Source organism: Streptomyces sp. NBC_00252, from assembly GCF_036187565.1.
Taxonomy (GTDB): domain Bacteria; phylum Actinomycetota; class Actinomycetes; order Streptomycetales; family Streptomycetaceae; genus Streptomyces.
The window spans coordinates 4,951,345-4,974,110 of sequence record NZ_CP108087.1 but is presented as its reverse complement, the minus strand read 5'-3'; the positions used below and the strand labels follow the sequence as shown (position 1 = coordinate 4,974,110).

Below are 22,766 nucleotides of genomic sequence, written 5' to 3'. Positions count from 1 at the left end.
ACCACCCCGATCACCCCCGCTGACCTGCGAACCTGCCCTGAACGACGGCACTTTCGGCACCCCCGCGCACCCTCCCTCGCCGGTCACACAATTTGTCGAGGCTGTGGACAAACTCAAGCGCCGGGTGCGTCATGGGATGGTGAAGGAACGCGCGCGCATTCTCGTTGTCGGTGGCGGCTACGTCGGGATGTACACGGCCCTGCGCCTTCAGAAGAAGTTGAAACGTGAAATCAAGCGCGGGCAGGTCGAGATCACCGTAGTCAGCCCCGACCCTTACATGACGTATCAGCCGTTTCTCCCCGAGGCCGCCGCCGGTTCGATCTCCCCCCGCCATGTCGTCGTCCCGCTGCGCCGTGTCCTCGACCGCTGCCGGGTCGTCATCGGCGAGGCCACCGCCATCGACCACGGCAAGCGCACCGCGACCCTCAGCACTCTCGCCACCGAGGAAGAGGGCACCGGCACCGAGGAGTTGGCGTACGACGAACTCGTCCTGGCGCCCGGCTCGATCTCGCGCACCCTCCCGATCCCGGGTCTCGCCGAACACGGCGTCGGCTTCAAGACCGTCGAGGAGGCCATCGGCCTGCGCAACCACGTCATCGAGCAGATGGACATCGCCTCCTCCACCCGCGACCCCGCGATCCGCGACGCGGCCCTGACCTTCGTCTTCGTAGGAGGCGGTTACGCCGGCGTCGAGGCGCTCGGCGAACTGGAGGACATGGCCCGCTACGCCGTGCGCTACTACCACAACATCGACGCCGACGACCTGAAGTGGATCCTCGTCGAGGCCACGCACCGCATCCTCCCCGAGATGGGCGAGGAGATGGGCACCTACACGGTCACCCAGCTGCGCCGCCGCAACATCCAGGTCCTCCTGGAGACCCGCCTCGAGTCTTGCGTCGACCGGGTCGCCGTCCTCAGCGACGGCCAGCAGTTCCCGACCCGCACCCTCGTGTGGACGGCCGGCGTCAAACCCCACCCGGTCCTCGCCGCCACCGACCTCCCGCTGAACTCCCACGGCCGCCTGAAGTGCACCCCGGAGCTGACGATCGACGGCGCCACGCACGCGTGGGCAGCGGGAGACGCGGCCGCCGTCCCCGACGTGACGGCCACCGAACCCGGCACCGAGACCGCCCCCAACGCCCAACACGCCGTACGCCAGGCCAAGATCCTCGGCGACAACATCGCGCACTCCCTGCGCGCCGAGCCCCTGGAGACGTACGCCCACAAGTACGTCGGCTCGGTCGCCTCCCTGGGACTGCACAAAGGCGTCGCGCAGGTCTACGGCCGGAAGCTGAAGGGCTACCCTGCCTGGTTCATGCACCGCGTCTACCACCTGAGCAGGGTCCCCACCTTCAACCGCAAGGCCCGTGTGCTCGCCGAATGGACCCTGGCGGGGCTCTTCAAACGGGAGATCGTCTCCCTCGGCTCACTCGAACACCCCCGAGCCGAGTTCGAACTCGCGGCCGGTGGAAAGCCTCCACACGACCCGAAGGGGTCGAACTGACCGGACCGAGGAACTCCACCGGCCACCCCGGCGTCTGACGAATGTCGGCCCGGTTCGGTCACACTGCCAGACTGGTCCACGACTTCGGGCGGGCCCACGCTCGCCCTTCTCACCCAAGAGGCTTTCCCCACTGTGAACTTCACGCGCTGGAGCGCCCGACTCCCCGGAACGCAGCGCCGCGCCGCAGCCCGGACCGACCACACGGTCACCTCGGACCGGCGGGGAGAGGGCTCCGTGCCCGCGGCCCGCGCCGAGCAGCTCACCGACGAGCCGCCGATGGTCCCCGCCGTCGACGACCTGCCCGTCCGCGAGGTCCTCGACCGCGTCCCGGCCCTCGTCGCCCTGGTGCACGGCCCCGACCAGCGCATCGCGTACGTCAACGACGCCTACGCCGCGGCCTTCGGCACCCGCCCCCTCGGCGCCCCGGCCCGCGAGGCACTCCCCGAGCTGGACGAACTGGGCCTGCTCCCGCTCCTCGACCAGGTCCTGCGCAGCGGCAAGCCCCGCACCCTCAAGTCCCGCAAGGCGCCTGGCGGCCGCTCGTACACGTTCACGTGCACCCCGGTCGCCGAGAGCGCCGACAGCGCCGAGGGCGGCGTCCTGATCTTCGCCACCGACGTCACCGACCACGCCGAGGCCGCCGAACGCCTGCGCGCGAGCGAACGCCGCCAGCGCGAAACAGCGGTGACCCTGCAGCGCTCCCTGCTCCCCCAGGAACTCGAAGAACCCGACGACCTGCGCATCGCCGCCACCTACCAGCCCGGCGGCACCGAGGCCGCGGTCGGCGGCGACTGGTACGACGTGATCACCCTCGGCGGCGGCCGCACCGCCCTGGTCATCGGCGACGTCATGGGCCGAGGCGTCCGCGCGGCGGCGGTCATGGGCCAACTCCGCACCGCCGTCCGCGCGTACGCCCGCCTCGACCTGCCCCCGCACGAGGTCCTCCAGCTGCTGGACGGCCTCGCCACGGAGATCGACGCCAACCAGATCGCCACCTGCGTGTACGCCATCTTCGACCCGAACGAGGGCCGCCTGGTGTACGCCTCCGCGGGCCACCTCCCGATCCTCGTCCGCGACGAGACGGGCACGGTCCAGCGCGCCGACGAACCCACCGGCCCCCCGCTCGGCACCGGCGGCTGGATCCACGCCTCGGGCTCGATCCCCCTCAGCCCCGGCTCCACCGCGGTCCTCTACACGGACGGCCTGGTGGAGCGCAGGGACGAGGACCTGGACGAGGGAATCGCCTCCCTGGAGCGTGCCCTGGCCGGCGCGACCGGCACCCCCCAGGTCGTCTGCGACCGCCTGGTCCGCTCGCTCGGCGTCACCGCGGACCACGACGACGACGTGGCCGTCCTGGTCCTCCAGCACCCGGCCCGCAGCGGCCCTTCCGGCGACCTCTTCCGCAATGCGGCCCTGGAGCTGCTCGGCGGAGTGGAAGCGGCCCCCCGCGCGCGTGCCTTCGCCTCCGGGGTCCTCACCAGCTGGCGCTTCCCCACCGAACTCCACGACCTCGGCGTCCTGGCGGCCAGCGAACTGGTCGCCAACAGCCTCCAGCACGGCACCCCGCCCATGCGCCTGCGCCTGCGCCGCACGGACCGCCGCCTCATCGTCGAAGTGACGGACGGCGACGACCACCTGCCCCGCCGCCGCAGAGCGGAACCGGCCGACGAGTCCGGCAGAGGCATCGCGATCGTGGCGACGATCGCCTCGAACTGGGGCTCCCGCCGCACCCCCGGCGGAGGCAAGGCCGTCTGGTGCGAGTTCGTACTCCCCAAGACGGCCCCGGCCTGACCTATGCCTCCACACCCACGGGCTCGACACTCCCGCGCGCCACGACCAGGCTCCCCTTCGCACGCCACGGCTGGTCCTGCACCACGCTCAACTGCCGTCCCAGCCGTACGGCGAGGACACTGATCCCCAGCGAGAACAGGAAGAACGTCACGACATACGGCCCCGGCAGCGAGGCCCCGAGCGGCCCGCCCACCGCGGGCCCCACGGCCAGCGCGAGCTGCTTCACCAGGGCGAAGGCGGAGTTGTACTGCCCGGCCATCCCCTCCGGCGCCAGATCGGCGACCAGCGGAGCGACGGTCGGCGACAGCATCGCCTCCCCGAGCCCGAACAGCGCGTACGTCGACACGAAGGCCGCCGTGGCCATCTCCTGACTCCCGTGCCCGAGCCCGGCGAACCCGGCCGTCACCCACGCGAGCGCCCAGATCATTCCTACGACCGCGATCACGCGCGAGCGCCGGCGCCGCTCGACGAACTTCAGCACCGCGAACTGCGCGACGACGATCATCGCGGTGTTCGCGGCCAGCGCGGTCCCGAGCGCGGACGTGGAAATACCGGCGGCCTCGACGCCGTAGGCACTCAGCCCTGACTCGAACTGCCCGTAGCAGGCGAAGAACAGCACGAAGCCGAGCACGCTCAGCTGCACCATGGCCCGGTTGCCGAGGAGCTGCTTCCAGGCACCCTTGGCCGACTGCGAGGGCGCGTCACCGATCGCGGGCGAGTGCGGCATCCGCACGGTCGCGATCACTCCGGCCAGCACCAGGAACATCGCCGACTCGATGCCGAAGAGCAGCGTGAACGACGACGCGCTGGTCGTGTCGACCAGATGACCGCCGATGAGCCCGCCGACGCCGAGCCCGAGGTTCTGCAGGAAGAACTGCATCGCGAAGGCACGCGACCGCGTCTCCGCCGTGGAGCAGTCCACGATCATCGTGGCGAGCGCTGGCTGCATCACGGCCTGCCCGGCCCCGAGCGCCGCAGCCGACACCAGCACGGCCGTCGCACTCCCCGCCAGCCCCAGACTCATCGACCCCACGGCGGCCAGAACCAGGGCGACGATGAGAACCGGCCGCGGGCCACGCCGGACGATGGCCCGCCCGGCGAACGGCAGCACGATCAGCGCGGCCACGGCGAAGACGGCGAGTACGAGACCCGCCGTCATGGCTCCCAGTCCCCGCACCTGCGCCACATAGACGTACAGGTACGGGACCGTGAAGCCGAGCCCGAACGCGCTGAGTGCGTTTCCCACGTGGATCCGGCGCATCGCTGCGCCCATCGCCCTGGTCACGTTCACCTCAATCATGAGAGTTGGTCAGTCCCGGTACTACTTAGAGCCGAAGACTTCGAAGCTAAAGTTAGAAGCTAAACAGTACACCTAGAAGGACTTCAACGCCAAGCAGGCCCGTGCCATACTGGCGCCCATGGGCGACACCCCCGGCACCCTCGGCGAACCGACACTCGACGAGCAGATCGCGGCCTACCAGCGTGAGTTCCAGGACCTCGACCCCCAGGTCGAGAAGATCGTCTCGGCCCTCGGCCGCCTGAACCGCCGCATGAACGTCGCCTACGGCCGCCAGACCGCGAACCTCGGCATGAGCAACGCCGAGTGGGAGGTCCTCAAGGCCCTCGTCCTCGCCGGCGCCCCCTACCGTCTGGGCCCGAGCGACCTCGCCAAGCGCCTCGGCCTCACCCCGGCCGCGATGACCCACCGGATCGACCGCATGGTCGCCGAGGGTCTGGTCACCCGGGAGCGGGACGAGTCCAACCGTGTGCGCGTGATCGTCGAGCTGACGCCCGAGGGCCGCGGCAAGTGGCTGGAGGCGATGCGCATGGCGACGGTCTTCGAGGAGGACCTCCTCCAGGACCTCTCCCAGGACGAGCGCACGGCTCTCGGCGAGGTCCTGACCCGCCTGCTGCGCAGGGTGGAGCACGCCCAGCCGGACGCCGGCGGGCGCCTGAGCGACCTGGACTGACCGCCGACCCGTTCAGCGCAAAAGATCTTGACAGGGGCGGTTGACACACCCCATCTCGATCCGTAGAGTTCTTCGGGTTGCCGCCGAGCCGTAACGGTTCTCCGGCAGCACCTCCGCCGCGACAGCGGCAACCCAAACCATCCGCACGATCTCCCAACGGGATTGATTTCGGCGTGCCCGAATTCAATTCGATTTGGGCTCGACTGTGTTCGATCAGGTCCCTAGGACTCGATTGGAACTCCGCCGGGGGAATCGGCTAAGGTTTGAGACGTCGGAACGGCCCAACAGCCGGGAAGGCAGCCCACTCTGACTGGGAGTCAGGCCCGAAAGGATCTGATAGAGTCGGAACCGCCGGAAAGGGAAACGCGGAAGCGGAAACCTGGAAAGCACCGAGGAAATCGGCACCGGAAACGGTCTGATAGAGTCGGAAACGCAAGATCGAAGGGAAAAGCCCGGAGGAAAGCCCGAGAGGGTGAGTACAAAGGAAGCGTCCGTTCCTTGAGAACTCAACAGCGTGCCAAAAATCAACGCCAGATATGTTGATACCCCGTCTCCGACTGTCATCTGACGGTTGGGACGAGGTTCCTTTGAAGAAAATACACAGCGAGGACGCTGTGAACGGCCGGGCTTATTCCGCCTGGCTGTTCCGCTCTCGTGATGTATCACCGGATAACCGGTACACATTCACGGAGAGTTTGATCCTGGCTCAGGACGAACGCTGGCGGCGTGCTTAACACATGCAAGTCGAACGATGAACCACTTCGGTGGGGATTAGTGGCGAACGGGTGAGTAACACGTGGGCAATCTGCCCTGCACTCTGGGACAAGCCCTGGAAACGGGGTCTAATACCGGATAACACTTCGGGCCTCATGGTCTGTGGTTAAAAGCTCCGGCGGTGCAGGATGAGCCCGCGGCCTATCAGCTTGTTGGTGAGGTAATGGCTCACCAAGGCGACGACGGGTAGCCGGCCTGAGAGGGCGACCGGCCACACTGGGACTGAGACACGGCCCAGACTCCTACGGGAGGCAGCAGTGGGGAATATTGCACAATGGGCGAAAGCCTGATGCAGCGACGCCGCGTGAGGGATGACGGCCTTCGGGTTGTAAACCTCTTTCAGCAGGGAAGAAGCGAAAGTGACGGTACCTGCAGAAGAAGCGCCGGCTAACTACGTGCCAGCAGCCGCGGTAATACGTAGGGCGCAAGCGTTGTCCGGAATTATTGGGCGTAAAGAGCTCGTAGGCGGCTTGTCACGTCGGGTGTGAAAGCCCGGGGCTTAACCCCGGGTCTGCATTCGATACGGGCTAGCTAGAGTGTGGTAGGGGAGATCGGAATTCCTGGTGTAGCGGTGAAATGCGCAGATATCAGGAGGAACACCGGTGGCGAAGGCGGATCTCTGGGCCATTACTGACGCTGAGGAGCGAAAGCGTGGGGAGCGAACAGGATTAGATACCCTGGTAGTCCACGCCGTAAACGGTGGGAACTAGGTGTTGGCGACATTCCACGTCGTCGGTGCCGCAGCTAACGCATTAAGTTCCCCGCCTGGGGAGTACGGCCGCAAGGCTAAAACTCAAAGGAATTGACGGGGGCCCGCACAAGCAGCGGAGCATGTGGCTTAATTCGACGCAACGCGAAGAACCTTACCAAGGCTTGACATACACCGGAAAGCATTAGAGATAGTGCCCCCCTTGTGGTCGGTGTACAGGTGGTGCATGGCTGTCGTCAGCTCGTGTCGTGAGATGTTGGGTTAAGTCCCGCAACGAGCGCAACCCTTGTCCTGTGTTGCCAGCGTGCCCTTCGGGGTGACGGGGACTCACAGGAGACCGCCGGGGTCAACTCGGAGGAAGGTGGGGACGACGTCAAGTCATCATGCCCCTTATGTCTTGGGCTGCACACGTGCTACAATGGCCGGTACAATGAGCTGCGATACCGTGAGGTGGAGCGAATCTCAAAAAGCCGGTCTCAGTTCGGATTGGGGTCTGCAACTCGACCCCATGAAGTCGGAGTTGCTAGTAATCGCAGATCAGCATTGCTGCGGTGAATACGTTCCCGGGCCTTGTACACACCGCCCGTCACGTCACGAAAGTCGGTAACACCCGAAGCCGGTGGCCCAACCCCTTGTGGGAGGGAGCTGTCGAAGGTGGGACTGGCGATTGGGACGAAGTCGTAACAAGGTAGCCGTACCGGAAGGTGCGGCTGGATCACCTCCTTTCTAAGGAGCACTTCTAACCGAGTTCGCTCGGTCAGAGGCCAGTTCATCAGCGAACGTCTGATGCTGGTTGCTCAAGGGTGGAACGTTGATTATTCGGCACTCGTGACTGTCTTCTCCTTCCAGTACTGCTCTTCGGGGCGTGGAACGTTGAGGGAAGCGGCAAGAGTGTCGGGCACGCTGTTGGGTGTCTGAAGGTACGGCTGTAAAGCTGCCTTCAGTGCCGACCCCGGTAAAACATCGCGTGAGTGGTGTGTGACGGGTGGTTGGTCGTTGTTTGAGAACTGCACAGTGGACGCGAGCATCTGTGGCCAAGTTTTTAAGGGCGCACGGTGGATGCCTTGGCACCAGGAACCGATGAAGGACGTGGGAGGCCACGATAGTCCCCGGGGAGTCGTCAACCAGGCTTTGATCCGGGGGTTTCCGAATGGGGAAACCCGGCAGTCGTCATGGGCTGTCACCCTTGCCTGAACACATAGGGCAAGTGGAGGGAACGCGGGGAAGTGAAACATCTCAGTACCCGCAGGAAGAGAAAACAACCGTGATTCCGGGAGTAGTGGCGAGCGAAACCGGATGAGGCCAAACCGTATGCGTGTGAGACCCGGCAGGGGTTGCGTATACGGGGTTGTGGGATCTCTCTTTCACAGTCTGCCGGCTGTGAGACGAGTCAGAAACCGTTGATGTAGGCGAAGGACATGCGAAAGGTCCGGCGTAGAGGGTAAGACCCCCGTAGTCGAAACGTCAACGGCTCGTTTGAGAGACACCCAAGTAGCACGGGGCCCGAGAAATCCCGTGTGAATCTGGCGGGACCACCCGCTAAGCCTAAATATTCCCTGGTGACCGATAGCGGATAGTACCGTGAGGGAATGGTGAAAAGTACCGCGGGAGCGGAGTGAAATAGTACCTGAAACCGTGTGCCTACAAGCCGTGGGAGCGTCGCGCATTGAGTTTACTCAATGCGTCGTGACTGCGTGCCTTTTGAAGAATGAGCCTGCGAGTTTGCGGTGTGTTGCGAGGTTAACCCGTGTGGGGAAGCCGTAGCGAAAGCGAGTCCGAATAGGGCGATTTAGTAGCGCGCTCAAGACCCGAAGCGGAGTGATCTAGCCATGGGCAGGTTGAAGCGGAGGTAAGACTTCGTGGAGGACCGAACCCACCAGGGTTGAAAACCTGGGGGATGACCTGTGGTTAGGGGTGAAAGGCCAATCAAACTCCGTGATAGCTGGTTCTCCCCGAAATGCATTTAGGTGCAGCGTCGTGTGTTTCTTGCCGGAGGTAGAGCACTGGATAGGCGATGGGCCCTACCGGGTTACTGACCTTAGCCAAACTCCGAATGCCGGTAAGTGAGAGCACGGCAGTGAGACTGTGGGGGATAAGCTCCATGGTCGAGAGGGAAACAGCCCAGAGCATCGACTAAGGCCCCTAAGCGTACGCTAAGTGGGAAAGGATGTGGAGTCGCAGAGACAACCAGGAGGTTGGCTTAGAAGCAGCCACCCTTGAAAGAGTGCGTAATAGCTCACTGGTCTAGTGATTCCGCGCCGACAATGTAGCGGGGCTCAAGCGTACCGCCGAAGTCGTGTCATTCCAGCAATAGGGCCAACGCCTGCTGGGATGGGTAGGGGAGCGTCGTGTGCCGGGTGAAGCTGCAGCGGAAGCTAGTGGTGGACGGTTCACGAGTGAGAATGCAGGCATGAGTAGCGATACACACGTGAGAAACGTGTGCGCCGATTGACTAAGGGTTCCTGGGTCAAGCTGATCTGCCCAGGGTAAGTCGGGACCTAAGGCGAGGCCGACAGGCGTAGTCGATGGATAACCGGTTGATATTCCGGTACCCGCTGTGAAGCGTCAAACATCGAGCATCGTGATGCTAAGGCCGTGAAGCCGTTCCGGACCCTTCGGGGAATGGAAAGTGGTGGAGCCGCCGGCCCAAGCGGTTAGTAGGTGAGTGATGGGGTGACGCAGGAAGGTAGTCCATCCCGGGCGGTGGTTGTCCCGGGGTAAGGGTGTAGGACGAGTGGTAGGCAAATCCGCCATTCATTAAGTCTGAGACCTGATGCCGAGCCGATTGTGGTGAAGTGGATGATCCTATGCTGTCGAGAAAAGCCTCTAGCGAGTTTCATGGCGGCCCGTACCCTAAACCGACTCAGGTGGTCAGGTAGAGAATACCGAGGCGTTCGGGTGAACTATGGTTAAGGAACTCGGCAAAATGCCCCCGTAACTTCGGGAGAAGGGGGGCCATCACCGGTGATTGAATTTACTTCATGAGCTGGGGGTGGCCGCAGAGACCAGCGAGAAGCGACTGTTTACTAAAAACACAGGTCCGTGCGAAGCCGTAAGGCGATGTATACGGACTGACGCCTGCCCGGTGCTGGAACGTTAAGGGGACCGGTTAGTCACTCTTCGGGGTGGCGAAGCTGAGAACTTAAGCGCCAGTAAACGGCGGTGGTAACTATAACCATCCTAAGGTAGCGAAATTCCTTGTCGGGTAAGTTCCGACCTGCACGAATGGCGTAACGACTTCTCGACTGTCTCAACCATAGGCCCGGTGAAATTGCACTACGAGTAAAGATGCTCGTTTCGCGCAGCAGGACGGAAAGACCCCGGGACCTTTACTACAGTTTGATATTGGTGTTCGGTTCGGCTTGTGTAGGATAGCTGGGAGACTGTGAAGCTCACACGCCAGTGTGGGTGGAGTCGTCGTTGAAATACCAGTCTGGTCGTGCTGGATGTCTAACCTGGGTCCGTGATCCGGATCAGGGACAGTGTCTGATGGGTAGTTTAACTGGGGCGGTTGCCTCCTAAAGAGTAACGGAGGCGCCCAAAGGTTCCCTCAGCCTGGTTGGCAATCAGGTGTTGAGTGTAAGTGCACAAGGGAGCTTGACTGTGAGACCGACGGGTCGAGCAGGGACGAAAGTCGGGACTAGTGATCCGGCGGTGGCTTGTGGAAGCGCCGTCGCTCAACGGATAAAAGGTACCCCGGGGATAACAGGCTGATCTTCCCCAAGAGTCCATATCGACGGGATGGTTTGGCACCTCGATGTCGGCTCGTCGCATCCTGGGGCTGGAGTCGGTCCCAAGGGTTGGGCTGTTCGCCCATTAAAGCGGTACGCGAGCTGGGTTTAGAACGTCGTGAGACAGTTCGGTCCCTATCCGCTGCGCGCGCAGGAACATTGAGAAGGGCTGTCCCTAGTACGAGAGGACCGGGACGGACGAACCTCTGGTGTGCCAGTTGTTCTGCCAAGGGCATGGCTGGTTGGCTACGTTCGGGAGGGATAACCGCTGAAAGCATCTAAGCGGGAAGCCTGCTTCGAGATGAGTGTTCCCACCCCCTTGAGGGGTTAAGGCTCCCAGTAGACGACTGGGTTGATAGGCCGGATCTGGAAGCCCAGTAATGGGTGGAGGTGACCGGTACTAATAGGCCGAGGGCTTGTCCTCAGTTGCTCGCGTCCACTGTGTTGGTTCTGAAACCACGAACAACCCCATTGCCATGGTCACGGTGATGGTGCGGTTGTCTGTTTCATAGTGTTTCGGTGGTCATAGCGTGAGGGAAACGCCCGGTTACATTCCGAACCCGGAAGCTAAGCCTTACAGCGCCGATGGTACTGCAGGGGGGACCCTGTGGGAGAGTAGGACGCCGCCGAACAAATATTGCGAAAACCCCCGTACCGTTAATTCGGTACGGGGGTTTTCTGCGTTTCGGCTACCGTGGCTGGCATGAACTACAAGATCCGGTCGATACGCGCCGACGAGTGGGCCGCGGCGAAGGAGCTGCGGCTCGTCGCTCTGCAGGATCCCGTCGCGCACCTCGCCTTCCTGGAGACCTACGACGCGGCGCTGGCCCGGCCGGACTCCTTCTATCAGGAGCGGGCCGTAGGAGCTGCTGAGGGCGCTGAGGGGGCTCAGCAGATCATTGCCGAGGGGCCTGACGGGGAGTGGGTCGGGACGGCGACCGTGCTGATCGAGGAGGCCGGGACCGTCGACTGGGCCGGCTTCGCGGTCGAGCGGAAGCAGGGGCACATCGTCGGGGTGTTCGTGCGGCCCGAGGTGCGGGGGATCGGGCTGACGGAGGTGCTCTTCGATGCCGCCCTTGAGTGGGCCTGGGGGCGCGGGGTCGAGCGGGTGCGGCTCATCGTGCACGAGGACAACGAGCGGGCCCGGCGGTTCTACGGCAAGGTCGGCTTCGTACCAACTGGCGTCGTCGTGCCGCTCGGTGGGAAGGCGGACGAGCGCGAGCTGGAGATGGTGGTCGAGCGGCCGTAGCCGCGCAGTGCCGTAAGTGCTGTTGCTACACCGGTAGTTCGTGGTGGGGCCAGCGGGCTCTGGCCTGTTCTCTGGAGCGGAGGAGGGCCAGGGTCGGCAGGCCGCGGTCTGCTCCGGTGGCCAGGAGGTCCGGGAGCTGGGGGAGCGGGGCGACCGCCGCGATGTCGTCCAGGACAAGCGTCATTGGTGGGTCGAGGCGACCGGCCGATGACCGTTCGGCCATGTGCCGGCCGCGCTCGACCACGCTTGATGCGAGGGCGGTGAGGAGAGGCATCGCGCCCGGGTTCGTCCGGGGGTCCTCGATGGATTCACCGACCAGATAAAGCGTGCCCCCTTCGTTCACGAAGGAATCCAAGGAGAGCGCGTCAGTTCTGTTGGGTGTGCATGCCTCGCGGATGTTGACCGTGAAGAGGGCGGACAGGGCGCGGCTCGTCAACTCCTGGGCGATGTCCCTGCGTTCGGGGTGGGACGTGAGAGCCGCCTCGAGTTCGCCTGCCGCGCCGGGGGCTGCCTTCGGGTTGGTGCGGAGGGTTCGTACCGCGTCCTGGACCTGGGTGCCCTGGGACCAGCGGTGGACGTGGCGGATGGTGCGGCCGTCGATGGCGGCGGCGTGCAGGTAGCTGCGGAGGAGTGTCTCGGCTGTGTCCGCTACCGCCTGGTCGATCTTCGCGGTGGGTCTGACCGGGGCGAGGAGGGCAGCGGCTCGTTTCAGCGCGGTCTGCTTGTCCTCGCAGCCTGTTGTGGGGGACCAGTGGAGGCGGGCCGGGGTGTCGCAGAGGTGGGTGGGGTCGTAGAGGAGGACCGGGCCCAGTTTGGCTCTGGCGTCCTTGGTGTCCTGCCAGATCGCTTTGTTGGACGTGACTACCAGGGCTGGGCCTTCTGCGTCCCGTACGGCCTGGGTGGCTGTGGATTGGCGGCTTTCCGCCGTCGCCAGGAGGATTCTTTCCCACCCACCCACCCGTTCACCGTTGGCCAGAGAGGTTGAAGTGACAGGCACGGGTGCCGTCTGTTCCAGGACGGCCGTGGGCTGCAACTGGGGTTCCGGTTCCGGGCGTTGGGCTGGTACCTCTTGTGGCTCCGGGCGCTGTATCGGTACCTCGTGCGGATCCGGTGACGGCGGGGCCGCCAGCGCCTTCGCCCGGGTTCTTGTGCGTACCGCTCGCCATCTCGCCAGGGTGCCCATCACGAAGATCGTGAGGACGACCAGGATCATCAGCTGGCCGATGAACAGGCCCCAGAAGAGGCCGTAGCCGGAGAACTCGGCGGGTGGGGACTGGGGCCAGGCGCCGGTGATGTCGTGGGGCTGGGCGATGAGGTGGCGCATGGCCATGGGGGTGCGAGCGAAGGTCACGCCGGTCGGCCAGGTGCCCTTGGAGAACAGGGCGGCCAGGCCGGTGGCCGACCAGACCAGCAGGGTCATGCCGATGAGGAACGCGAGCAGGCCCACCAACAGGCCGTCGGGGATGCCCCCTTGGCGCTCGCGTCCACCGTCGTCCGGTCTCATGTCATGCCACCGCCGTTCACGCCACCGTGGACTCGGAGGAGCCGTCGAGATCGTTCAGGTGCTGTTCCATGAAGGCGGCGGCGCGTTCCTCCGCCTCCAACTCGGCGGCGCGCAGGGCGTCGTCGGTCAGCTCCTGGTCGTGTTCGCGGGAGGACTGGGTCATCGCGCGGTCGGTGAAGACCAGGGGGCGTTCCGTTTCGGTGATCAGGTGTTTGACCACCTGGACGTTGCCGTTGACGTCCCAGACGGCGATGCCTGGGGTGAGGGTGGGGATGATCTCCACCGCCCAGCGTGGCAGCCCCAACACCCGCCCGGTGGCGCGTGCTTCGTCCGCTTTCTGGGCGTAGATCGTTCGTGTCGACGCCATTTTGAGGATCGCCGCCGCTTCCTTCGCGGCGGCTCCGTCGACGACGTCCGAGAGGTGGTGGACCACCGCCACGAACGACAGGCCCAGGCGGCGGCCGAACTTCAGCAGGCGCTGGAAGAGCTGTGCCACGAAGGGGCTGTTGATGATGTGCCAGGCCTCCTCGACCAGGAAGATGCGCTTCTTCCGGTCGGGGCGGATCCAGGTGTGTTCCAGCCAGACGCCGACGATGGCCATCAGGATGGGCATGGCGATGGAGTTGCGGTCGATGTGGGACAGGTCGAAGACGATCAGCGGGGCGTCGAGGTCGATGCCCACCGTCGTCGGGCCGTCGAACATGCCGCGGAGGTCGCCGTCGACCAGGCGGTCGATGACGAGGGCCACGTCCAGACCCCAGGCGCGTACGTCGTCTATGGCGACGTTCATCGCCTCGGCCGACTCCGGCTCCGGGTGCCGTAGTTGCTCGACGATGTCCATCAGGACGGGCTGGCGTTCGACGATCGTCTCGTTGACGTAGGCGTGCGCCACCTTCAGCGCGAAGCCGGAGCGTTCGTCGAGGCCGTGGCCCATCGCCACCTCGATGATCGTGCGGAGCAGGGCGAGTTGGCCCGTGGTGGTGATCGCCGGGTCGAGGGGGTTGAGGCGAATCCCCATGTCCAGGGCGGCTGTCGGGTCCAGGCGGATGGGGGTTATCCCCAACTCCTCCGCGATCAGGTTCCATTCGCCGACGCCGTCCTCGCCCTGCGCGTCCAGGACGACCACCTGGCGGTCGCGGAAGCGCAGTTGGCGCAGGACGTACGTCTTCTCCAGGGCCGACTTGCCGTTGCCGGACTCGCCGAGCACCAGCCAGTGGGGCGCGGGGAGTTGCTGGCCGTAGAGCTGGAAGGGGTCGTAGATGTAGCCCTTGCCGGAGTAGACCTCGCGGCCGATGATGACGCCCGAGTCGCCGAGGCCGGGGGCCGCGGTCGGCAGGTAGACCGCCTGGGCCTGGCCTGTCGAGGTGCGGACCGGGAGCCGGGTGGACTCGATCTTTCCGAAGAGGAAGGACGTGAAGGCGTCGGTGAGGACGGACAGCGGATCCCGCATCTGAGCCCTACCTCCGGATGCCCGTGGCGAACGGCAGTGTGTTCACAAACGCGCGGTGGTGTTCGCGGTCGCACCACTCCAGCTTCAGATACGACTTGCCGGCGGACGCCCTTATCGTGCGCTTGTCCCGCGCGAGGGCCTCGGGGTTGCGGGAGGAGACGGTGATGTAGCCGACGAGGTTCACCCCGGCCGCGCCGCTGGCGAGGTCCTCGCCGCGCTGGTCCATGCGGCCGTGCGCGGCGACGTCACGGGGGTCGACGGTGCGGTTCATCTTGGCGGCGCGGGAGGCGTCGGCCTCGTCGTTGGTCTTCTCGGTCAGCATGCGCTCGATGGCGACCTCGGTGGGTTCGAGGTCCATCGTCACGGCGACCGTGCGGATCACGTCCGGGGTGTGAACCAGCAGCGGGGCGAGGAAGTTGACGCCCACGGGGGTCATCGGCCACTCCTTCACCCAGGCCGTGGCGTGGCACCACGGGTCGCGGGTCGACGACTCACGGGTCTTCGCCTGGAGGAACGTCGGTTCCATGGCGTCGAGTTCGGCCGGCCAGGCGTTGCGCTTCGTCATCGCCTGGAGGTGGTCGATGGGGTGGTCCGGGTCGTACATGGAGTGGATCAGTGAGGCGAGCCGGCCCTGGCCGAGCGGCTGGCGTACGCGGATGTCCGCCTCCTGCAACCGCGAGCAGATGTCGGTGAGTTCACGCGCCATGACGACCGCGAGACCGGCGTCGCGGTCCAGCTTGCGGCCCGCGTGGGGGCGGGACGCGCGGGCCATCGCGTGGGCCTCGGCGGAGAGTTCGCGGGTGAAGTGCATGCAGGCGACGAGGTAGGCGCGGTGCTGCTCGCTGCTGGTGGACACCATCGACTGCAGCTGGTCGTACGACTGCTGGAGCCACGTCAGCGACTTCTCGTCGCCGCGCTGGGCGACGTCCTTGGCGTGGGCGTCCGGGTCGGCGGGCAGCGTGCGGGCGAGCATCTGGATGCGGGTGACGAAGCCGTCGCCGTTGGCCACGTGCTTGAGCAGCGTGCCGAAGCGGTCGACGAGGGCCTCCTGGTCCTCGCTGTCGCGCAGGCCGACGCCCGGGCCCTCGATCTCGATCGCCGCGGTGACCGTACGGCGGTCCGCGTGCAGCAGTACGGCGATCTCGTCCGGCCCGAAGGGGGCGGCCAGCCAGTTGATGCGGCCGATCCCGGGGGGCGGGCCGATCTCCACCTCGCGTCCGTCGAGGTGCACGCCGGCCTCCATGACGGAGGAGCGGTACGTGGTGCCCTGGCGCACGGTGCGCTTGTAACTGCGGTTGATCTCGAACCACTTGTAGAACGTACGGCGCTTGTACGGCACGTAGACCGCCATCAGCGCCAGCATCGGGAAGCCCGTCAGCAGCACGATGCGCAGGGACAGGACCGGGACGAGGAGCCCGCACATCATGCCGAGGAACGCGCCCACGATGATGAGCGCGATCTCGCCGGTCTCACGATTCTTGCCGACGATCGCGTTCGGCCGGGCACGGCCGATGAGATATGTCCGGCGGGGCGTGATCGGATGGGACAGGTGGGACTCTGTCGTCAACGCCCTTCACCTCCCGTGCGGTTGTTGCGGGCGTTGCTGGCGTGCGGGGTGTTCGCCGGGCTCTGGCGGGGCGCGGGCGCGGCGGAGGGGACGGAGCCGCCGCCGGACGGGCGGCTGCTGTGCGCGGCCACGCCGCCGGAGACCGGGTTGGACGGGCGGGCGCCGGACGAGGACTGGCCGCCCCCGCCGTCGTTCGTACGGGCGCTGTGGGTCTTGATGCCCTGGGCGACCATGGTGGCCGGGGAGCTGATGACCGCGGCGGCCTTGCCCTCGGCGCCCTGCATGATGCGGTTGTTGCGGCCGCTGGCGATCTCGTCGCCGAAGCCGGGGACGAAGCGGTAGATCATCGCGCTGGCGAAGATGGCGAGCAGGATGATGGCGAGGCCGGAGACGACGGCGGAGAACGAGTCCGGGCCGTCGGCGCTGGACAGGGCGCCGGCCAGGCCGAGCACGATCACGATGACCGGTTTGACCAGGATCACCGCGATCATGATGCCGGCCCAGCGGCGGACGTGGCCCCACAGGTTCTTGTCGACGAGGCCCGCGTAGACGACGGTGCCGAGGAGGGCGCCGACGTAGAGGAGGGCGGCGCGGATGACGAGCTCCAGCCAGAGGACGCCGGCGGCGAGGATCGACACCAGGGAGACCACGATCAGCATGATCGGGCCGCCGCCGATGTTGTTTCCCTTGGCGAGGGCGCCGGAGAAGGTGCCGAAGAAGGTGTCGGTCTGGTCGCCGGTGGTTTTCGCGAGGACCTGGGTGATGCCGTCGGTGGCGGAGACGACGGTGTAGAGGATCAGGGGGGTGAACGCGGAGGCGATGACCGTGAGCCAGAGGAAGCCGACGGCTTCGGAGATCGCGGTGGTGAGGGGGACGCCTCGGACCGCGCGCTTCGCTACCGCGAGGAGCCACAGGAGGAGGGTGAGGATGGTGGACGCGGCGAAGACGACGGCGTACTGCTGAAGGAACCTGGGGTTCGTGAAGTCGACGTTCGCCGTCTCCTTGACGGCGTCGCTGAGCTTGTCGATGGTCCAGGAGGCGGCTTCGGCACAGCCCTTTCCGAGGGAGGAGAGGGGGTCGAGGGTGTCGGTGACGCCCGGGTCGGTGGTGATGCCGCTCTTCTGGTTGCCGCGCTGGCAGTACTTCTTCGCCTCGCCGACGATGAGCTTGCAGGAGTCGGCGCTCTTGGACGCCGAGGGCGAGGGACTGGGGGGCGCGGCGAAGGCGTGGGTGGCCAGCAGCACGAGTGACGTCTGTACGGCGGTCACAACTCCGGCGAGCCGGAGTACGCGTTGCGGGTTACCGGGCATACGTGAACCCTCCGTACTCGTCGATGGCCTTGCTGATCTCGTCCGAGGTGGCGGCCGTGTCGTCGCCGGGGACCGGGGCGGGGCCGTCCTTCTGGGAGTCCGTGACGATCTTCCAGTCGCCGTCGGACCACTGGAGGTCGAACGTCCAGGTCTTCCACGAGGTGGTGACCGGGTCGGTCGAGGCCTGCCCGGACATGCCGATGAGACCCACGTACCAGACCGCGACCTTCGCGTCGTTGTCGCTGTACTGCTGGACGGTCGTCCCGACCGGGATCACGCGCGAGACGAAGGTGCTGCCGGTCGGTGCGTTGCCGTTGGCGTCGAGGCCCAGCTTGCCGAGGAAGTCGGCGGAGTAGGCCTGGTCCATCGGACCTGTCAGTTTGGCTGCCGCGCTGGACGTGTAGAGCGAGTTCACGAGCGAGTGGCGGATGTCCTTCTGGAACATCCCCGTAGAGCCCAGGGACACGGAGTAGTTGGCCGCCGCCGACTGCGCTCCTTGCTGGGTGCGCGCGAACCCCGAGGGAATCCCCCCGGTCTTCGTCTGCACCGGCTTCGTCCCGCTCGCTGCCGTGGAGGCTGCGTCCGGTTTTGAACCGCTTGACGTGGTGCTGTCGTTCGAGGACGACGTGCCGTCGCCGCGGTTGGCGAATGCGATGGCGGCGATGAGGAGTACGACGACTCCGACGACCGTCACCAGGCTTCTGGACGAGGAGCGGCCGCCTCTGCGGGCGCCGCCGTAGATGTCGGTGCCGCTCTGCGGGAGGCGGGTGCGGGTCTGGCCGGTGCCGCCGTAACCGCCGGAGGTCTCGTGCTCGTCTCCGGGACTCATGCCGGGTACGCCCCTTCGCCGTCGTCCAGAAACATCTGGAAGTACGACGGTAGCCGTGCTGGTTCCCGCGCGGGCGCGGTGTGGTGACTCGACATCAGGGAAACGCAACCTCAGCCGGTGGGCACGACGGGCGGGTGGGGTGGGGAGCGGGGCTCCGGTCGGGACCGGCTACACGGCCATGCCGTACACGATCGTGAAGAGGGTGCCGAGGGAGCCGATGATGAAGACCCCGGTCAGACCGGCGATGATGAGGCCCTTGCCCTGCTCCGCGCTGAACGTGTCGCGGAGCGCCGTCGCGCCGATGCGCTGTTTGGCCGCACCCCATACGGCGATCCCGAGGCAGAGCAGGATGGCGACCGCCATCACCACCTCGATCATCACCTTCGCCTCGTTGCCCAGGCTGCCGAAGGGCCCCCAGTCCGGAGCGATCCCGCCGATGATGGTGTTGATGTCGCCCTTGTCGGCCGCAAAGAGCATGTAAGTCACCGCCCCTGGTGGGTAGTTCCGCATCCCCTGCAGGTGCGCAGAGGTCAGGCATCATTGTCGCCGACAAAGGCGCCGTCGGATGTCGACTTGGCGTCATTGATTGGCGGGTTTCGTACGAATACCCCGTACGGTCACTCTGTGTATCACGGTAGGTAACGCCGGGCAACGATTCCGGTGCGGAACCTGTCCGTGGTTTGGTCGTTAGCCCCTGATTACTGGATTTGGTTCGCCTTGATGTTCTCATGATGAACGGGCCGCGGCTGGATGCCGCGGCCCGTTCTCTCGTGCCACGTGTGGCCCCCACGACCCACGGTGGCATGACATGTGACTGTGGATCAGTTCGTGTGGGGCGGGGAGTACGTCAGCCGGTGAAGGCGGAAACGCCCTCCGGGGTGCCCCAGCCGGTCGGGCCGTCGTAGCCCGTGGTGGCGGTGCAGAAGTACGACGTGCTGCAGGTGCCGTTGTTGCCGCTGGTCACGTCGTTGAGGGCGGAGGTGCCGGCCTTGGCGTAGGGGAAGGACGCCGGGTAGGAGCTGGTGGACGGGGTGCCGGCCAGGGCGTAGACGCTCGCGATGATCGGGGACGAGACGCTGGTGCCGCCGAAGGTGTACCAGCCGGCGGTGACGCCGTAGGAGTCGTAGACCGAGACGCCGGTCGCGGGGTCGGCGACCGCCGAGACGTCGGAGATCATGCGCTTGGTACAGCCGGTGTCGGTCTGCCAGGTGGGCTTGGCGTCGTATGCCGAGCAGCCGGAGCCGGTGCCCTCGGTGCTGCTCGTCTTCCACACCGTCTCGGTCCAGCCGCGGGTGGTGGAGGAGGTGGAGAGCTTGGTGCCGCCGACCGACGTCACGTACTTCGACGCCGCCGGGTACTCGGCGCCGTAGGCCTCGTCGCCCGCGGAGACCGTGACGGCGACGCCCGGGTGGTTGAAGTACGAGGAGTCGTACGACGTGTCCGAGGAGGACTCGGAGCCGCCGTAGGAGTTGGAGACGAACTTCGCGCCGAGGGTGACCGCGCGGTTCACCGCGGTGCCGAGGTTGGCCATCGTGGCCGAAGTGGCCTCCACCAGAAGGATGTTGCACTTCGGGCAGACCGCGCTCGCCATGTCGAGGTCGAGGGAGATCTCCTCGGACCAGCCGGCGTCGCTGGTGGGCAGCGAGGTGGTGGAGCCGCTCTGACTGACCTTCTTGAAGCAGCCGTTGGCCGTCGTGCAGGCCGAAAGGCCGTAGTACGAACGGTAGGTGGCGAGGTCGGACTCGGCGTTCGGGTCGTTGTACGCGTCGACGATCGCGATCGTCTCGCCGGCGCCGTTGGAGGCGGCGGCGGAGGTCAGGCCGTAGGCGGCCTGGATGTTGGCGGGGCTGTAGCCCGAGGGGGTCGAGGCGTCGGCGGCCTTCGGGGTGATGCCCGTCCGCTCCGCCTGCGCCTGCTGGTAGGCGGTGAGTCCGCCGGTCACCCGGTAGGACTTACAGGCGAGTTCGCCGGCCTTCTTGGGGGTCGCGCAGGGGGTCGCGGCGTAGGTCACCTTGGTGGAGGTGGTGGCGGCGCTCTGTGCGGCGTCGGCCTGTACGGCGGAGCCGAAGCCGGTGAACACCAGCGCGGCGGTGGCTATGGCGGTGGACCCTATGCGGCGCCATCTACCGTGCGTGTGGGGGGAGTTGGGGGTGGTGGTACGCAAGGTGCAGCCTCCTGAGTCGGTGGAACAGGGGCAGTGCGGGTGCGTGTCGCCGGTACGGTTTCCCCGGCGCTGGGGGGCGGCCCGCGATGACCATCCCTTGTTGAGTACGCGACAACAAGAGGCTGCTGGAATCCTGACCTCCGTATCGCCGAACGGGGTCCCGGCCTTACTCCTCGATGGCTGTCCGATGGCGATCGAGTGGCGGTCGCTTGACCCAACTCACAGTATTTCCATGGTGTTTCCACTGGTCACGCAGGTGCTTGGCACACGGCGAACGGGCCGCGGCTGGTTGCCGCGGCCCGTTGCCACTTGCTCCGCCGAGGGGACCCCACGTCCCCCTCTTGCCGGCGGCTCCCCGTGACCCGACGGGGAGGTTCAGTGCCGAGTGCGTCAGCCGGTGAAGGCCGAGACGCCCTCCGGGGTGCCCCAGCCGGTCGGGCCGTCGTAGCCCGAGCCCGCGGTGCAGAAGTAACTCGTCGAGCAGGAGCCGTTGTTGCCGCTCGTCACGTCGTTCAGGGCGGAGGTGCCGGCCTTGGCGTAGGGGTACTTCGCCGGGTAGTCGCCGGAGCCGGGCGTGCCGGCCAGGGCGTAGACGCTGGCGATGATCGGGGACGAGGCGCTGGTGCCGCCGTAGGTGCCCCAGCCGGTGCCGTCGGCGCCGTAGGTGTCGTAGACCGAGACGCCGGTCGCGGGGTCGGCGACCGCCGAGACGTCGGAGATCATGCGCTTGGTGCAGCCGGTGTCGGTCTGCCAGGACGGCTTCGGGTCGTAGGCGGAGCAGCCGGAGCCGGTGCCCTCGGTGCTCGACGTCTTCCACACGGACTCGGTCCAGCCGCGGGAGTTGGAGGACGTGGAGAGCTTGGTGCCGCCGACCGAGGTGACGTACTGCGAACCGGCCGGGTACTCGGCGCCGTAGGCCTCGTCGCCCGCGCTCGCGGTGATGGCGACGCCCGGGTGCTTGTAGTACGAGGTGTCGTACGACGTGTCGGAGGAGGACTCCGAGCCGCCGTAGGAGTTCGAGACGAACTTCGCGCCCAGCTTCACGGCCTCGTTCACCGCGGTGCCGAGGTTGGCGTCGCTCGCCGACTTGGCCTCGACCAGGAGGATGTTGCAGTTCGGGCAGGCGGCGCTGACCATGTCGAGGTCGAGGGACTCCTCGCCGGCCCAGCCGCTGTCGGCGGTCGGCAGCGAGGTCGTCGAACCGGTCTGACTGACCTTCTTGAAGCAGCCGTTGGCCGTCGTGCAGGCCGAGAGGCCGTAGTACGAGCGGTAGGTCGCGAGGTCGGACGCCGCGTTCGGGTCGTCGTAGGCGTCGACGATCGCGACGGTCTCGCCCGAGCCGCCGGCGGACGCGGCGCTCGCCAGGCCGTAGGCGGACTGGATGTCCGACGGGCCGTAGCCGGTGGGGTCGTCGGAGGCGGCCTTCGGGGAGATGGTCTTCGGCGTGACGCCCTTCAGGGCGGCCTGCTTCTCCATGAAGGCGGTGGTGCCGGCGGTGACGCGGAGGGCGTCGCACGCGGCGTAGCCCGTCTTCGGGGTGGCGGCGCAGCCGAGCTTCGCGTACTGCACGTGGGCCTTGGCGACCTGGGTGGCGATCGTCTTGGCGGTCGCCTTGTGGGGGGTGGTGGCGGCGCTGGCGTGGGCCGCGGTGCCGAGGCCTGCGAGCAGGAGTGCGGCGGTGGCGGTGGCTGCGGAGCCGAGTCTGCGCCAGTTGGCGCGTATGTGGGGGGAGTTGGGGGGTGACGTACGCAACGTACAGCCTCCAGGGAGAGGTTGGCAGAGGCCTGCGGGTGGGGGGTCCACCGGGGGGTTTCCGGTGGGGGCGGCGGCCCGCGATGACCATCTCTTGTTGGGTACGTGACAACAAGGTGGGTTCGGGAGTTCTGACTTCCGCGTTACTGAAGGGGGTTGGGGGATTGCTGATCAGTTGCGGCGGGATGGGGTGGGGATGGCTCGGGCTTGACCCTCTCCACGGGAACTTCACAGCGGGACGCGCGTTGACTTGGGTTCCGGGCGGGTCGGGGGTGGGGGGTTCGGTTGTGTGCGGAGTGCGGGGCCGTGGGGGCTGGTCGCGCAGTTCCCCGCGCCCCTAGGGGGTTGGGGGTGGCGGGGTTGGGAGGTGTGGGGGCTGGTCGCGCCCTCGCGGCGGAGCCGCATATCGATGCAGCCCCGCGCCCCGGAGGGGGTTGGGGGTCGCGGGGTTTAGAGGTGTCG

General features: G+C 66.3%; 13 protein-coding genes and 3 rRNA genes. 7 read left to right on the top strand and 9 right to left on the bottom strand.

Annotation, left to right across the window (positions count from 1 at the left end; genetic code table 11):
- Nucleotides 1–136 precede the first annotated feature (136 nt).
- Entirely contained in the window at nt 137–1,504 is a 1,368-nt protein-coding gene (locus tag OHT77_RS21710) for an NAD(P)/FAD-dependent oxidoreductase (RefSeq protein WP_328830195.1), read from the top strand.
- A 132-nt stretch (nt 1,505–1,636) separates the two neighbouring features.
- Nucleotides 1,637–3,295: an ATP-binding SpoIIE family protein phosphatase gene (locus OHT77_RS21705; RefSeq protein ID WP_328830194.1), complete on the top strand. Its 1,659-nt coding sequence runs from the start codon at nt 1,637–1,639 to the stop codon at nt 3,293–3,295.
- Between the two features lies 1 nt (nt 3,296).
- Here OHT77_RS21705 and OHT77_RS21700 read toward each other — a convergent pair whose 3' ends face one another.
- Entirely contained in the window at nt 3,297–4,595 is a 1,299-nt protein-coding gene (locus OHT77_RS21700) for an MFS transporter (RefSeq protein ID WP_328830193.1), read from the bottom strand.
- A 118-nt stretch (nt 4,596–4,713) separates the two neighbouring features.
- On the opposite strand from OHT77_RS21700, the gene OHT77_RS21695 reads away from it, so the two are divergent.
- The 5 genes from OHT77_RS21695 (at nt 4,714) to OHT77_RS21675 (ending at nt 11,728) form a co-directional block, all read left to right on the top strand.
- On the top strand, nt 4,714–5,265 hold the full coding sequence (locus OHT77_RS21695; RefSeq protein ID WP_266770783.1) for a MarR family winged helix-turn-helix transcriptional regulator: 552 nt from the start codon (nt 4,714–4,716) through the stop codon (nt 5,263–5,265).
- A gap of 683 nt (nt 5,266–5,948) precedes the next feature.
- Nucleotides 5,949–7,474 (top strand): 16S ribosomal RNA (locus OHT77_RS21690).
- Nucleotides 7,475–7,780: 306 nt separating this feature from the next.
- Nucleotides 7,781–10,903: ribosomal RNA gene (locus OHT77_RS21685) — 23S ribosomal RNA — on the top strand.
- A gap of 91 nt (nt 10,904–10,994) precedes the next feature.
- Nucleotides 10,995–11,111: ribosomal RNA gene (gene rrf, locus OHT77_RS21680) — 5S ribosomal RNA — on the top strand.
- Together the 16S, 23S and 5S rRNA genes form the textbook arrangement of a ribosomal RNA operon.
- Before the next feature lie 71 nt (nt 11,112–11,182).
- The gene (locus OHT77_RS21675; protein WP_328830192.1) at nt 11,183–11,728 is read left to right on the top strand and encodes a GNAT family N-acetyltransferase; all 546 of its coding nucleotides are present in this window, start codon (nt 11,183–11,185) and stop codon (nt 11,726–11,728) included.
- Nucleotides 11,729–11,753: 25 nt separating this feature from the next.
- Here OHT77_RS21675 and OHT77_RS21670 read toward each other — a convergent pair whose 3' ends face one another.
- The 8 genes from OHT77_RS21670 to OHT77_RS21635 all read right to left on the bottom strand — a co-directional run bounded on the left by OHT77_RS21670 (nt 11,754) and on the right by OHT77_RS21635 (nt 22,304).
- The gene (locus OHT77_RS21670; RefSeq protein ID WP_328830191.1) at nt 11,754–13,232 is read right to left on the bottom strand and encodes a type VI secretion protein; all 1,479 of its coding nucleotides are present in this window, start codon (nt 13,230–13,232) and stop codon (nt 11,754–11,756) included.
- 16 nt (nt 13,233–13,248) lie between these two features.
- Entirely contained in the window at nt 13,249–14,682 is a 1,434-nt protein-coding gene (locus OHT77_RS21665) for an ATP-binding protein (protein ID WP_266770788.1), read from the bottom strand.
- 7 nt (nt 14,683–14,689) lie between these two features.
- Nucleotides 14,690–16,249, bottom strand: coding sequence for an SCO6880 family protein (locus OHT77_RS21660; RefSeq protein ID WP_328830190.1), 1,560 nt, complete (start codon nt 16,247–16,249; stop codon nt 14,690–14,692).
- The gene (locus OHT77_RS21655) at nt 16,246–17,559 is read right to left on the bottom strand and encodes a hypothetical protein (protein ID WP_328830189.1); all 1,314 of its coding nucleotides are present in this window, start codon (nt 17,557–17,559) and stop codon (nt 16,246–16,248) included. Before OHT77_RS21655 ends, OHT77_RS21660 begins: the two co-directional genes overlap by 4 nt.
- Nucleotides 17,549–18,388 (bottom strand): hypothetical protein, encoded by an 840-nt coding sequence (locus OHT77_RS21650; protein ID WP_328830188.1) that lies wholly within the window; start codon nt 18,386–18,388, stop codon nt 17,549–17,551. Before OHT77_RS21650 ends, OHT77_RS21655 begins: the two co-directional genes overlap by 11 nt.
- Before the next feature lie 168 nt (nt 18,389–18,556).
- On the bottom strand, nt 18,557–18,865 hold the full coding sequence (locus OHT77_RS21645) for a hypothetical protein (protein ID WP_014673544.1): 309 nt from the start codon (nt 18,863–18,865) through the stop codon (nt 18,557–18,559).
- Between the two features lie 370 nt (nt 18,866–19,235).
- The gene (locus OHT77_RS21640) at nt 19,236–20,552 is read right to left on the bottom strand and encodes a S53 family peptidase (protein ID WP_328830187.1); all 1,317 of its coding nucleotides are present in this window, start codon (nt 20,550–20,552) and stop codon (nt 19,236–19,238) included.
- A 390-nt stretch (nt 20,553–20,942) separates the two neighbouring features.
- Nucleotides 20,943–22,304, bottom strand: coding sequence for a S53 family peptidase (locus OHT77_RS21635; protein ID WP_328830186.1), 1,362 nt, complete (start codon nt 22,302–22,304; stop codon nt 20,943–20,945).
- Nucleotides 22,305–22,766 lie beyond the last annotated feature (462 nt).

What these genes read in the sequence shown, in the direction of transcription:
- OHT77_RS21710 (WP_328830195.1), top strand. Translation starts at nt 137, where the DNA reads ATGGTGAAGGAACGCGCGCGCATTCTCGTTGTCGGTGGCGGCTACGTC.
- OHT77_RS21700 (WP_328830193.1), bottom strand. Translation starts at nt 4,595, where the DNA reads ATGATTGAGGTGAACGTGACCAGGGCGATGGGCGCAGCGATGCGCCGG.
- OHT77_RS21695 (WP_266770783.1), top strand. Translation starts at nt 4,714, where the DNA reads ATGGGCGACACCCCCGGCACCCTCGGCGAACCGACACTCGACGAGCAG.
- OHT77_RS21675 (WP_328830192.1), top strand. Translation starts at nt 11,183, where the DNA reads ATGAACTACAAGATCCGGTCGATACGCGCCGACGAGTGGGCCGCGGCG.
- OHT77_RS21670 (WP_328830191.1), bottom strand. Translation starts at nt 13,232, where the DNA reads ATGAGACCGGACGACGGTGGACGCGAGCGCCAAGGGGGCATCCCCGAC.
- OHT77_RS21665 (WP_266770788.1), bottom strand. Translation starts at nt 14,682, where the DNA reads ATGCGGGATCCGCTGTCCGTCCTCACCGACGCCTTCACGTCCTTCCTC.
- OHT77_RS21655 (WP_328830189.1), bottom strand. Translation starts at nt 17,559, where the DNA reads ATGCCCGGTAACCCGCAACGCGTACTCCGGCTCGCCGGAGTTGTGACC.
- OHT77_RS21650 (WP_328830188.1), bottom strand. Translation starts at nt 18,388, where the DNA reads ATGAGTCCCGGAGACGAGCACGAGACCTCCGGCGGTTACGGCGGCACC.
- OHT77_RS21645 (WP_014673544.1), bottom strand. Translation starts at nt 18,865, where the DNA reads ATGCTCTTTGCGGCCGACAAGGGCGACATCAACACCATCATCGGCGGG.